Origin of the sequence: Scandinavium manionii (assembly GCF_024764775.1) — a bacterium.
In the GTDB taxonomy this organism is placed as follows: domain Bacteria; phylum Pseudomonadota; class Gammaproteobacteria; order Enterobacterales; family Enterobacteriaceae; genus Scandinavium; species Scandinavium manionii.
This window is the reverse complement of sequence record NZ_JALIGC010000038.1, coordinates 172039-185934: the sequence shown is the minus strand read 5'-3', so window position 1 is coordinate 185934 and position 13896 is coordinate 172039. Positions and strand designations below refer to the sequence as shown.

Genomic DNA, 13896 nt, shown 5'->3' with positions numbered 1-13896 from the left:
TTTTACCCCCTGACCCAGGCTTTGACGGTGGCCAGCTGTTGGCCGAGGCCTTTGCCCCACGGTGTGATGCGGTATTCACCCACGGCGGCGGGCACAATAAAGGTTTCGGCGTAATGGATAACGAAGGGCTCAAATGCGCCCGTCGGGCTATCGACGCGCGCTTCGTCTCCGGCCACCAGGTTCAGCACGTTTACGCCGCCCCGGGTATGGTGCGTAACGGATTTCGTAAACCAGTGGCGGCGGGTTTCAATAAATTCACGTTCGTGCAGCCCGGTACGCTCCTCGCGCCAGCCGTCACCTTCGCCCATTGTCTCAATGCAGTTCACCAGATGTTGATGCACCCATTGGGTATCGCGCTGCCAGTCGATCACCTTTTCACCGTGTTCGAGGTGCACTGGTCTTGGCAGGCCGTCCATTCCCAGCCGACCCCAGTCCCAGAGCTTGAAGGTGAAAATATACGGCGTAGCGCTTATCTCCAGCACCATCGTGCCCGAACCGGAACAGTGGACGGTGCCTGACGGGATCAGGAAATGATCGTGCTTGCGCGCCGGGATCTGATTGACGAAACGCTCGTCGTCAAAGTCGGTTTGTCCTTGCGCAGCCTGATGTAAATTGTCCAGCATCGCCTGCGGATCGGTTCCGGCTTTCGTACCGAGATACACCACCGCATCTGGCTCTGCATCCAGAATGTAGTAACTTTCATCCTGGGTGTAGTGCATGCCGAACTGCTGCTGGATATATTCGGTCAGTGGGTGCACCTGGAAACTGAGGTTCTGCCCGCCCATGGTGTCGAGAAAATCGAAGCGAATCGGAAACTCAGCGCCAAAGCGCGCATGGACTTTTTCGCCCAGCAATTCGCGCGGGTGAAGCAGCACCACATCCAGAGAAGGGATCTCGATCCGCACGTCGCCAAATCGTAGCAACAGGCTGTTTTCCTCGGGCACGCAGTCAAAACACCAGGCGTAGTTTGGTTTCGAGGGATCGAGATCGAACTGGTTTTTCATCCACTGACCGCCCCAGACGCCGGGATCAAAAAACGGCACGACGCGAAACGGGCGCTGGACGGTGTGCGCCAGACCGGCGCGGAGCGCATCGCCGCTGACCATCGCGGGATTGTCCGCCACGGTGGTATCCAGCAGGAAATCGGCGCGTTGTAATAAAGGCGTTTTATGGCGATCGAATACCCGCCATTCGATAAAAAAGGCCCGCTTATAGCGGCGCAGAATATCTTCATCATTATTTTCCGCGCCCCAGTTGCCCAGTTCGCCGCTGCGCATCCGCTGCTGAATTTCCCAGCGTGGCAAATCGGCATACACCAGTACGTCGCCGTTGTGGACCAGCGCAGCCCCTGGGCCGTAGACAATCACCAGCCCGCTGGCATCTGCCACCCGCTGACGCATAGCGGCAAGCTGCTGCGGGTCAAAAAATTCAGTGAGTTGATGGCAGGAAAGCACACCAAAAACGCGATCGTCAGTCAGATTTCGGGCCAGCAAGCTGTGTAGCGCTTCCTGGTTTTTGCGCGCCGCTTCAACGTTTAGCAAACTGCTGCCCGCGAACTGCGTCTGTAACGCCTGCTCCAGTTCGTCGAGACGCACGCCGGGATAGCAATCGATCACCAGCACGGTTTTTTTTGTGTCAGAAAGTCGGGCGTTAAGTGCGACAAGTAATGCAGGCCAGTCTTGCCAGGCCTGCTCGTCGTAACCCTGAACGGGGACTTCAGGGTGTTTATCGTAGGTTGTCGATTTCATTCTTTTCTCCGCGATGGCCGGAAGAGGTTGGGGTAAAAGAAATGCTTAAAGTCAGATAATCACTGGCCTTCAGTGTGATTTCTCCGGTCAGGGGTTTGATCTTTTCGTCGCGCAGTGACACTTGCCAGATGTGCAGGGGATAGGGACTGTTCAGCGCGAACGTTTCGTCATCCTCACCCGGGTTGAAAAGCCGGAGTGTGACGTCACCCTTGTTACCCGGGTTACACAGGCTCATCTGGATCCTCGGATTATTGAGCGAGAGCCATTCCGCAGCAGGTAAGATTGGGGTCGTCGATAGCGGCAAGGTGAAACGCTCAAGGCGCTCTTCAAAGGTATTCAACTGCTGTACCTGATAGGTCAGATAGCGTTCGCGATAGCGGGCGCAGGCGCTGAATATTTCTGCATCAGACAGCGGGGACGTAATAAAGACGGCATATTCAAAGCACATTGTCTGTTGCATTTGTGCATCTGGAGTCGACACCACTTTGTTGTTGATCCCGGATGCGCGGCCCGGACGCCAGGGGGTATTGTCTTTACCCAGTAGTCCCACGCTACGAAACAGGGTCAGCGCCAGAGTATCTTCGTCAGGCAGTACCTCATACTCTTTGATGCCTTTGGTCATGACGCCCACGCAATGGTCAGCATCACGCAGGAAAACACCGTTTTCCATCGTAAAAATCGGCACCGGTTTTTCGACAAAACCGTTTTCACGCCACTGCCCGGTATAGCGGCTGATCGTTTCTCGACGCACCAGGGAAAAGCCCTGATCGGCCCAGCTATAACGTGGTGAAACTACCGGCGTCTTCAGGTGGATGCGTAAACGGTGATCGCTGGCCGCGTTGTCGAGTTCATGCTGGATCCGAAGCCAGTTTTCGCCTTGTCGCAACTCCAGGCGGGTACGGATAATCATGCTCTGATCGTGTTCACCCGCCAGCCGATGCGTGATATCTGAGGGAAGCAGAAGCGTGCACTCCATCGTCATGATGGCCGTGTGCGGGTGGGTTTCAGCGCCGATAACCCGAAACGGACCGGAACTGAGCGGCGTGTCGTTTGCCAGTGGTGCAAAATCAAATTCATCGCCGTTGTCGGCGCAATCGCTGAATTGTATCAACGCGGGGTAATGCGTATCGCTGCGGCGATCTGTCAGTGTGATACTGCCATTCTCAATACTGAGGCGGTAATAGTCGTTCTCGATACTCTGGTTCCACTGTGGCGAGAGGGAGTCAACGCCAGTAGATGTTTCTTCCACCGACCAGGTCTGATATCCCAACCCGTTGAGGTCCGATACCGGGAACAGGATTTCACTGCGCCAGTAATCGTCCACTGCTTCCAGTTTTTCTCCTCCAGCGGTCACGATAACCCGTTGCCCGCCGCTGATACGCTGCTGGCTAATGACACTGTGCGCTACTGGATCCTCCTGTCGCCGTAGAGTGAAATCACGCTGCTGGGTAAAGACCACCGCATTGACCAGACCGTTTTGCGCCTGAATATCGCAATTGAACACCACCAGAAGATTGTTTTTCCCGGTCATCAGCCCGATGCCGTGGCTGATTTTTTTCTTCAACAGATTAATCAGACTTAAGACCGAGCGCTCGACGCTAATCAGGCGCTGGATAATGTTGTGGTTAACGGGATCCGCGTTGCTCGCCTCAATGCCGTTATGGGCATGTGCAGAGAAGACCTTCTTCCAAAGCGAAGCCATCAACGGCTGCGGCCAGTGAATGCCCAGTTGATTGGCGATGACCGTTAGCGGTTCGAGTTTATCCAGCAGGAGGTGCTCGGTCTGCCATGTCTGGCGTTTAATATCGTAGCGGGTCGAATGGCAGGTACGGTGAATACGCGATTTCTGACAGGCATACAATTCGCCCTCGAGGGTATGACTGAACTCACTTTCAGCCCAAACTTCCTCCATATAGCGCTCATAGCTCGCCATTTTAAACCGGTAAGGCAGCGCCATTTCATTCAGTGTCGCAACGGTCTGTGGAAACGAGGCATTGGGCAGGACCTGATCGCCACCGCAGGGCAGCAGCAATTTGTCGGTGTGAGTGTTCTTTTGCGCAAGCTGTTGCAGAATGGGCAACAGCCTGTGAGTCAGATAGTCATCGTCGTGAGCTAAAAATTTTCCTGGCCCGTAGCCGTAATAAAGGTAGTTGGTTGCAATGGAGACCTGATTGGGCGCCCGCCACCAGAAATTGAGATCACCGTCCAGTTGATCGGTATAAATCCCGCGTTGCAGGACGCAGTACTCAATCCCAAGATCGCGATATAACGCGGGCAGCCAGCAGTGCTGACCAAATATATCGGGCATATAGCCAATGTTCATACTGTGGCCGAACGCTTCGGCAATGCCGATCCCACACTGCAAATTACGGATCAGCGATTCGCTGCGGATCAACAGTGAATCGCACTGCGTATACCAGGGGCCGACCAGAAGCCGACGCGCCTGAATCAGTTTGCATAGCCGCTCGCGATTTTCCGGGCGGACCTGCAAATACTCATCCAGCACGATCGACAGTCCGTCAAAGGTGTAGCTCGGAAAATCGTCGCGCGTTTCCAGCAGATCGAGCAGATAATCGATATTTTCGACCAGCAGGATATGTGAGTCCTCACAGGTGAAATACCATTCGGCGTCCCAATGACAATGCGGGACCACATAGACCTCTTTTTGAGACATAACTTTTCCTGTTAATTCAGTGTGATCCTGCCGGATCTAAGCAAATAGAAGCGAACGAAGACGTTAGCAAAAGCCACGAACAACACCCCCGTGGTCATCCCGGCCAGATAAGCGGGTAAATTCTGAACCAGTGGCCAGCCCCAGATAGCAGGGAGAGGGAACCATTGAACGGAACCCATACTGATGGCGATAAGCGAGCCGATGATTGCGCCCAGGATGTTGATCGAGATGGTGATCACTGGATTTTTCAGCATGAACGGAATGGCGCCTTCGCCAATGGCAAGAAAGCCCAGAATCAGCGACGTCGTGCCGGTCACCCGCTGGTTTTCATCAAACACCCGCTGGCGTACAACAAAGCGGTCAATCACCGTCGCAAGACCGATGCCAATCGGCGGGATCACAATCCCGAGCACGCGGGCGGTGAGCGGGAAGATATGGTCAGCGGCAAGCCCTATGGCGATAGCACCAGCCGATTTGTTGACTGGCCCACCCAAATCAAACGCCGTCAGAGAGGTGATGATGACCGCCAGGGTGAGTGCGCTGGAACGGCCGTGATCAAGGATGAACTGCTGGAAGAAATGGTTAATGCCGCCAAAGACTGGGTCGACAAAATAAAAGTTGAAGAAGAAGATCGCCAGAACCGTCAGGCCGGGCACGATCAACATCGGTTTCATCGCCTGCAGATGCTTGTGCAGGTGAATATGACGATTGAGAAAGTCAGCCAGTAAGCCCGCAACCATGCCGAGCAACAGCGCCCCGAGAAAGCCGGAAGGAATGCCGCCAGGCTGCGCCCATAGCGTGAAGTGCAACCCGCCCGCGAACGCTCCGCCGATAAAACCGGGAACCAGGCCGGGTCTGTCGGCAATGCTATAGGCCATATAGGCGGCAAACACCGAATACATGAACTTCATGATCATGCTGCCGTACAGCGTCAGGTAGTGGCAAATCTGTAAAAGGCTATTGGCGTCAGTGGCATAACGGGTGTCCCCGATCGCCGTCACACCCATGATGCTGGCTGAAAGCTGACCGATGCCGATCATCAGCCCTGCCGCGACGATCACTGGGATCATATACGAGATGCCGCTGGAAACGCCCTGATAAAGGCGAGCGCCAAATGACAGAGCGCGTTGCGGCGAAGGGCTAGCCGATTCACCGCTCCTTTCGACAATGCCGTCCGGCTGATGAAGCATACGCTCAATCAGAGCGGCTGCGTCTTTCAGCGGCTCAGAGACCGATGTGCTGATGAACGGTTTTCCGGCGAAACGCTCGCGCCCTTTCGGCGGCAGAGTGGCGGCAAAAATAACCCCCTGCGACTGTTCAATCTGTTCTGCGGTGAGGGGGTCTTCCGTTCCACTGGCTCCCTGTTTTTCGCTGTAAACGCGGATCCCTTTTGCGGCACCGGCTTTCTCCAGCGCCTCGGCAGCCATATAGGTATGAGCGATTCCGGCAGAGCAGGAGGTGATCACCACGATGCTTTTACCGCTATCGTTGACGATCTTTTTCTCCGCTGTCGGCTCAGTAGCATCGAGCTGCGCCAAAAAAGCACTAACCGTTGGGGCGGTGCGTAACGCGGCAACGTTCTGCTCATCCATCAGTGCCAGGCTCAGTGAGGACAGGAGGCGTAAATGGCCTTCATCATCGTCGTTTGGCACGGCCAGTAAAAAGACCATCGATACGCTATCTTCACCCTCCATTGTCGGCCAGTCATCGACGGGCTGCGTCAGGCGCACTGCGGCAAAAGCAGGGCGTTTCACCGTCGATGATTTGCCGTGTGGAATAGCGATACCTTGTTCAAATCCCGTTTCGGAGAGGGCCTCTCTCGCCCATACCGCTTCGCTAAAGTCTTCTTTACTGGACACTACGCCCTCGTCAAACAGGCGCTGGCAAAGGGCGGTGATGATCTCACCCCGGGTTTGCCAATTTTTATCGAGCAGAATCAAACTTTCCTTCGTTACGCTACTGAGCTGCATACAAACCCCCAAAGTGTTTCAATCAATCCTTGCTTCCACATCTTCTTACGCTCAGATTAATCGATTAACCGTAAGAGGGAAGGGTGGTTAATGGGATTAACCCGGCAAAAATCAGCGTTGGGTGATTTTTATCCACCAGGTTGTGAAGCGCCTCACAGGGAGTAATGCAAAATTAAGGTTATTCGATTAATCTGAGGGAAACACAAGGAGGAATCATGACCACTGTTACGCTGGCGCAGGTCGCCGCGAAAGCTGGCGTGTCGACCGCCACGGTCTCGATGGTACTGCGAAACCGCGGGCGTATCTCACAGGCAACCCGGGAAAGAGTGCTACTGGCGTTGGATGAATCCGGCTATGTCTATAACCAGACTGCCGCGAATCTGCGCAACCGCAGCAGCAATCAGGTCGGGCTGCTGTTGCACGATATCACCAATCCGTTTTACGGCGAGATGACCGCCGGGCTGAGCCATGAAATGGAGCGTCATGAGATGCTGCTGTTTCTGGCTAACAGCGAAGAGTCTGAAGAGCGGCAGCAGAAGTTTGTCGATTCGCTGATGCGAAACAGCGCCTGCGGAATGGTGCTTTGCGCGGCGAGGGGCACGCCGCAGGCGTTTTTCGATGGCCTGAAGCGGCGCAATATCCCGGCAATTATGGTGGTGCGCCCGCTGGAGGACCCGGATTTCGATTTCGTCGGCACCGATAACTTTCTCGGTTCGCGAATGGCGACCGCGCATTTGCTGAAACTGGGCCATCGCAACATTGCGTTTATCGGTGGGAGCCTGAATTCGGGGACGCGCGCTGAGCGTATTGGCGGATTTACCAGTAAGCTGCTGGATTATGGCGTGGCGCCAAAGCCGGAGTGGATCGTCGCCTCGCAGGCAAGCCAGAGTGATGGTGCGCGGGTGGCGGAAGCGCTGTTTAGTCAGTTTCCACAGATTACCGCTGCCGTATGCTATCAGGATATTGTCGCGCTGGGGGTGATGCTGGCGCTGCGTAAAGCGGGCCGCGAGCCGGGGCGCGATTTTGCGCTGGTCGGCTTTGACGATATCACCGAGGCGGCGCTGGTACAGCCCGCACTGACTACGGTTTCCGTTGCCGCGAAAGAGATCGGGCGTAAGGCCGGAGAGCTGTTATTCAGTCGGATTCAGGGCAATAGCGAACCACCAAAACGGATAATTCTGCCTCCGGCGCTGGTGGTCAGAGAATCCTGTGGTTTTCGCTGATCATGCCTTTTACTGATATTGGCTGCAGTTTCACGTTAAATTCTAATTATCGCCGTTTTTAGTGGCAGGGCCCTCAGGCGCTGGTTACTCTGAAAACGATTTACATTGTATTAACGAAGAGAATAGATATGCAAGATGGACACATCCGTGTCGCTATAGCAGGCGCGGGCGGCCGTATGGGACGGCAACTGATTCAGGCGGCGGCACAGCTGGCAGGTATTAAACTGGGTGCGGCGCTGGAGCGTGAGGGTTCTTCTCTGCTGGGCGCAGACGCAGGCGAGCTCGCAGGCATTGGTGCGACGGGCGTGAAGGTGCAAAGCAGCCTTGATGCCGTGAAGGATGATTTCGATGTCTTCATCGATTTCACCCGTCCGGAAGGCACGTTGCATCATCTGGCTTTTTGTCGCCAGCACGGTAAAGGCATGGTTATCGGCACCACCGGTTTTGATGAGGCGGGCAAACAGGCAATCCGTGACGCGGCAGAGAGCATCGCGATTGTGTTTGCTGCGAACTTCAGCGTCGGCGTGAACGTGATGCTGAAACTGCTGGAAAAGGCCGCGAAGGTGATGGGCGATTATACCGACATCGAAATCATCGAAGCGCATCATCGTCACAAAGTGGATGCGCCATCAGGTACGGCACTGGCGATGGGCGAAGCGATTGCTCATGCCATGGATAAAGATTTGAAGGAGTGTGCCGTGTACAGCCGTGAAGGCTATACCGGTGAGCGTGTACCTGGCACTATCGGTTTTGCGACCGTGCGTGCGGGGGATATCGTCGGGGAACATACTGCGATGTTCGCCGATATTGGTGAACGCGTTGAAATCACGCATAAAGCTTCAAGCCGAATGACCTTTGCCAATGGCGCAGTGCGATCTGCTCTGTGGCTGAAAGAGAAGCCTAACGGTCTTTTTGATATGCGTGATGTGCTTGATCTCAACAATTTATAATGAGTTTACCCCATCGTGATGTGGTTGTGGCAATCACAATTAGTTGATTGCAAAGGGCAATATTTTATTGCCCTTTAATTTTTCCTTCTTCATTTTAATTTCTTCTTATATCGCTCAAAACAATGTGTTTTCATGTCTTTTTTCGTTATGTGAATGTAAATTTTGACCATCTGGTCCACTTTTTTACTTCCACTGGGCGGGTTTAACAATTATCCTGGTGCGCAAGCGTGTACGGAAAGGCCATTAGCTGATCTTTTTGCCTGCTTTACAGCGTCATAACCCCCAGTGGCGCAAAATGACATAAAAAAACCCCTCGTTTACGTTGACTTTCTCCCCGTAAATATCCAGAATGCCGCCGTTTGCACGAATTTCGCGGGCAGCAGATTTGCATTGATTCGTCATTGTGAGTGAATTAATATGCAGATAAACTGAGTGAATATTCTCTGGAGGATGTTTTGATTAAGTCAGCGCTTTTGGTTCTGGAAGACGGAACCCAGTTTCACGGTCGGGCCATAGGGGCAACGGGCACGGCGGTTGGGGAAGTCGTTTTCAATACTTCAATGACCGGTTATCAAGAAATCCTCACTGATCCTTCCTATTCTCGCCAAATCGTCACTCTCACTTATCCCCATATCGGTAATGTCGGCACCAATGCTGCTGACGAAGAATCTTCCCAGGTACACGCTCAAGGCCTCATCATTCGCGATCTGCCACTGATTGCCAGCAACTACCGCAACACCGAAGACCTCTCTTCTTACCTGAAGCGTCACAACATTGTGGCGATTGCCGATATTGATACCCGCAAGCTGACCCGACTGCTGCGCGAAAAAGGCGCTCAGAACGGCTGCATCATTGCCGGTGACCACCTGGACGCCACCCTGGCGCTGGAAAAAGCGCAGGCCTTCCCGGGTCTGAACGGTATGGATTTGGCGAAAGAAGTGACCACCACTGAGCGCTACAGCTGGACTCAGGGTAGCTGGACGCTGGCAGATGAACTGCCAGAAGCGAAGAAAGAAGAAGAGCTGCCTTTCCACGTGGTGGCCTACGACTACGGCGCGAAGCGCAACATCTTGCGCATGCTGGTTGACCGCGGCTGCCGCCTGACGGTAGTCCCGGCGCAAACCTCTGCCGAAGACGTGCTGAAAATGAATCCGGACGGGATTTTCCTCTCCAACGGTCCTGGCGACCCGGCCCCATGTGATTACGCGATTACCGCGATTGAGAAATTCCTCGAAACCGATATTCCGGTATTTGGCATCTGCCTCGGCCATCAGCTTCTGGCGCTGGCGAGCGGGGCGAAAACCATCAAGATGAAGTTCGGCCACCACGGCGGCAACCATCCGGTGAAAGATATCGACAACGACACGGTGATGATCACCGCGCAGAACCACGGTTTTGCGGTGGACGAAGCCTCGATGCCCGCCAACCTGCGCGTCACGCACAAGTCACTGTTCGACGGTACCTTGCAGGGTATTCATCGTACCGATAAGCCCGCGTTCAGTTTCCAGGGGCACCCGGAAGCGAGCCCAGGCCCGCACGATGCCGCACCGCTGTTCGATCACTTCATCGAACTTATCGAGCAATACCGTAAGACCGCTAAATAATCAGGAGCTGAGAAAACCATGCCAAAACGTACAGACATAAAAAGCATCCTGATCCTTGGCGCTGGCCCGATCGTTATCGGTCAGGCTTGTGAGTTTGACTACTCCGGTGCCCAGGCGTGTAAGGCGCTGCGTGAAGAGGGCTACCGTGTCATCCTGGTGAACTCCAACCCGGCGACGATTATGACCGACCCGGAAATGGCCGATGCGACCTACATCGAGCCGATTCACTGGGAAGTGGTTCGCAAGATTATTGAAAAAGAGCGTCCGGATGCGGTGCTGCCAACCATGGGTGGCCAGACCGCACTGAACTGTGCGCTTGAGCTGGAACGTCAGGGCGTGCTCGAAGAGTTCGGTGTGACCATGATTGGCGCAACGGCTGACGCGATTGATAAAGCAGAAGACCGCCGTCGTTTCGACGTAGCGATGAAGAAAATCGGCCTCGACACCGCGCGTTCCGGCATTGCACACACGATGGAAGAAGCGCTGGCGGTTGCCGCTGACGTCGGTTATCCGTGCATCATCCGTCCGTCCTTCACCATGGGCGGCACCGGCGGCGGTATCGCCTACAACCGTGAAGAGTTCGAAGAGATTTGCGAACGCGGTCTGGATCTTTCCCCAACCAAAGAGCTGCTGATTGATGAGTCTCTGATTGGCTGGAAAGAGTACGAGATGGAAGTGGTGCGTGATAAAAACGACAACTGCATCATCGTCTGCTCTATCGAAAACTTCGATGCGATGGGTATCCACACCGGTGACTCCATCACCGTGGCCCCGGCGCAGACTCTGACCGACAAAGAATACCAAATCATGCGTAACGCCTCGATGGCGGTGCTGCGTGAAATCGGCGTGGAAACCGGTGGCTCTAACGTCCAGTTCTCTGTGAACCCGAAAAATGGTCGTTTGATTGTTATCGAAATGAACCCGCGCGTGTCCCGCTCTTCCGCGCTGGCGTCCAAAGCGACGGGTTTCCCGATTGCCAAAGTGGCAGCGAAACTGGCCGTGGGTTACACCCTCGACGAGCTGATGAACGACATCACTGGCGGCCGTACCCCGGCTTCCTTCGAACCGTCCATCGACTACGTTGTGACCAAAATCCCTCGCTTTAACTTCGAGAAATTTGTGGGTGCTAACGACCGCCTGACCACGCAGATGAAATCCGTCGGCGAAGTGATGGCGATTGGCCGCACTCAGCAGGAATCCTTGCAGAAAGCGCTGCGCGGCCTGGAAGTGGGCGCGACCGGTTTCGACCCGAAAGTGAGCCTGGATGACCCGGAAGCGCTGACCAAGATTCGCCGCGAGCTGAAAGACGCGGGCGCCGAGCGTATCTGGTACATCGCTGATGCCTTCCGTGCGGGCCTGTCAGTCGACGGCGTCTTCAACCTGACCAACATCGACCGCTGGTTCCTGGTACAGATTGAAGAGCTGGTGCGCCTTGAAGAAAACGTGGCGGAAGTCGGTATTACCGGCCTGAATGCTGATTTCCTGCGTACGCTGAAGCGTAAAGGTTTCGCCGATGCACGCCTGGCAAAACTGGCAGGCGTTCGCGAGTCAGAAATCCGCAAGCTGCGTGAACAGTACAACCTGCACCCGGTCTATAAGCGCGTGGACACCTGTGCGGCAGAATTCTCCACCGACACCGCGTACATGTACTCCACGTATGAAGACGAGTGCGAAGCGAACCCGTCCGTGGACCGCGATAAAATCATGGTCCTCGGCGGCGGCCCTAACCGTATCGGTCAGGGTATCGAATTCGATTACTGCTGCGTACACGCCTCTCTGGCGCTGCGTGAAGACGGTTACGAGACCATCATGGTCAACTGTAACCCAGAAACTGTTTCCACCGATTACGACACCTCCGACCGCCTGTACTTCGAGCCGGTGACCTTTGAAGACGTGCTCGAAATCGTGCGCATCGAGAAACCTAAGGGCGTTATCGTGCAGTACGGTGGTCAGACTCCGCTGAAACTGGCGCGTGCGCTGGAAGCCGCAGGTGTGCCGATTATCGGTACCAGCCCGGATGCTATCGACCGTGCAGAAGACCGCGAACGTTTCCAGCAGGCGGTTGACCGTCTGAAGCTGAAACAGCCTGCGAACGCCACCGTGACCGCGATTGAAATGGCGGTAGAGAAAGCGAAAGAGATTGGCTACCCGCTGGTGGTGCGCCCGTCCTACGTGCTTGGCGGTCGTGCGATGGAAATCGTGTATGACGAAGCTGATCTGCGTCGCTACTTCCAGACCGCAGTCAGCGTCTCTAACGATGCGCCAGTGCTGCTGGACCGTTTCCTCGACGATGCGGTTGAAGTGGACGTGGATGCTATCTGCGACGGCGAAAACGTGCTGATTGGCGGCATCATGGAGCACATCGAGCAGGCAGGCGTTCACTCCGGTGACTCCGCATGTTCTCTGCCAGCGTATACCCTGAGCAAAGAAATTCAGGATGTGATGCGCCAGCAGGTGCAGAAACTGGCCTTCGAACTGCAGGTTCGCGGCCTGATGAACGTCCAGTTCGCCGTGAAAGACAACGAAGTGTATCTGATTGAAGTCAACCCGCGTGCGGCTCGTACCGTACCGTTCGTCTCCAAAGCCACCGGCCTGCCGCTGGCGAAAGTGGCGGCGCGCGTGATGGTCGGTCAGACGCTGGCGCAGCAAGGCCACCTGGAAGAGATCATCCCGCCGTACTACTCGGTGAAAGAAGTGGTACTGCCGTTCAACAAATTCCCAGGCGTTGACCCGCTGTTAGGGCCAGAAATGCGCTCTACCGGTGAAGTGATGGGCGTGGGTCGTACTTTCGCAGAAGCGTTTGCCAAAGCGCAGCTCGGCAGCAACTCCACCATGAAGAAGCAGGGCCGTGCGCTGCTCTCCGTGCGTGAAGGTGACAAAGAGCGAGTGGTAGACCTGGCGGCAAAACTGCTGAAACAGGGCTTCGAACTGGATGCGACCCACGGGACTGCCGTTGTTCTGGGCGAAGCGGGCATTAACCCGCGTCTGGTGAACAAGGTGCATGAAGGCCGGCCGCACATTCAGGACCGTATCAAGAATGGTGAATACACCTACATCATTAACACCACCGAAGGTCGTCAGGCGATTGAAGATTCCAAGCTGATTCGCCGCAGCGCGCTGCAGTACAAAGTGCATTACGACACCACCCTGAACGGCGGTTTCGCGACAGCCATGGCGCTGAACGCGGATGCGACCGAGAAGGTGATTTCGGTGCAGGAAATGCACGCGCAGATCAATAAGTAACCCTCGCTGTATGGGGTGTGCGGGCTGATGCTCTACTAAAAACGGCAACCTTCTGGTTGCCGTTTTGCTTTTACCTTGTCTCTCATCCCATCGTCCCATCTTCAGAGTGTTCTGGTTTTCCATGTGCGTTCAGTCAGTTAGCCTAAAATCATTAGGCAGATAATGATTCTTTAACCGAAGAGCACGGGAGAACACCATGCGTAACAATCTACTGATCACCTCCATTTTTACCGCCGCAGCACTGTTTACCGTAGCAGGCTGTTCCTCAAACCAGGCGCTGAAAACGACCGATGGTAAAACCATCGTCACCGACGGTAAGCCAGAGGTTGATAGCGACACCGGCCTCGTGTCCTATAAAAATGCGGAAACCGGTAAGACCGAACAGATCAACCGCGATCAGGTTCAATCCATGGGCGAGCTGGACAACTAGTTCACCAATCTTCGCTGTTAGCCTGTAAGTTAACTGACTACACTTCGCTGATAA

At 54.9% G+C, this 13896-nt stretch carries 8 protein-coding genes; 5 read left to right on the top strand and 3 right to left on the bottom strand.

The features are described 5' to 3' along the window. Positions 1 to 2: 2 nt before the first annotated feature. Genes MUU51_RS12715 through MUU51_RS12705 form a run of 3 tightly spaced genes read right to left on the bottom strand, consistent with a single transcriptional unit; the run spans position 3 to position 6392 of the window. Positions 3 to 1748: a class I mannose-6-phosphate isomerase gene (locus MUU51_RS12715; protein WP_258967873.1), complete on the bottom strand. Its 1746-nt coding sequence runs from the start codon at positions 1746 to 1748 to the stop codon at positions 3 to 5. Then, the gene (locus tag MUU51_RS12710; protein ID WP_258967872.1) at positions 1726 to 4422 is read right to left on the bottom strand and encodes a glycoside hydrolase family 38 N-terminal domain-containing protein; all 2697 of its coding nucleotides are present in this window, start codon (positions 4420 to 4422) and stop codon (positions 1726 to 1728) included. The genes MUU51_RS12715 and MUU51_RS12710 overlap by 23 nt, the downstream gene beginning before the upstream one ends. 11 nt (positions 4423 to 4433) lie before the next feature. Beyond that, entirely contained in the window at positions 4434 to 6392 is a 1959-nt protein-coding gene (locus MUU51_RS12705; protein ID WP_258967871.1) for a fructose-specific PTS transporter subunit EIIC, read from the bottom strand. A 215-nt stretch (positions 6393 to 6607) separates the two neighbouring features. Here MUU51_RS12705 and MUU51_RS12700 point away from each other — a divergent pair, with 215 nt between their 5' ends. The 5 genes from MUU51_RS12700 to MUU51_RS12680 all read left to right on the top strand — a co-directional run bounded on the left by MUU51_RS12700 (position 6608) and on the right by MUU51_RS12680 (position 13842). After that, positions 6608 to 7615 (top strand): LacI family DNA-binding transcriptional regulator, encoded by a 1008-nt coding sequence (locus MUU51_RS12700; RefSeq protein ID WP_258967870.1) that lies wholly within the window; start codon positions 6608 to 6610, stop codon positions 7613 to 7615. Between the two features lie 128 nt (positions 7616 to 7743). Next, positions 7744 to 8565: a 4-hydroxy-tetrahydrodipicolinate reductase gene (gene dapB, locus MUU51_RS12695; protein WP_159771238.1), complete on the top strand. Its 822-nt coding sequence runs from the start codon at positions 7744 to 7746 to the stop codon at positions 8563 to 8565. A gap of 455 nt (positions 8566 to 9020) precedes the next feature. Beyond that, a complete protein-coding gene (carA, locus tag MUU51_RS12690) occupies positions 9021 to 10169 on the top strand; it encodes a glutamine-hydrolyzing carbamoyl-phosphate synthase small subunit (RefSeq protein ID WP_159771234.1) in 1149 nt (382 codons plus the stop codon). An 18-nt stretch (positions 10170 to 10187) separates the two neighbouring features. Then, positions 10188 to 13412, top strand: a complete 3225-nt coding sequence (carB, locus tag MUU51_RS12685; RefSeq protein WP_159771212.1) for a carbamoyl-phosphate synthase large subunit — start codon at positions 10188 to 10190, stop codon at positions 13410 to 13412. 196 nt (positions 13413 to 13608) lie between these two features. Continuing rightward, positions 13609 to 13842 (top strand): YgdI/YgdR family lipoprotein, encoded by a 234-nt coding sequence (locus MUU51_RS12680; protein WP_159771193.1) that lies wholly within the window; start codon positions 13609 to 13611, stop codon positions 13840 to 13842. The last annotated feature ends 54 nt before the right edge of the window (positions 13843 to 13896 follow it).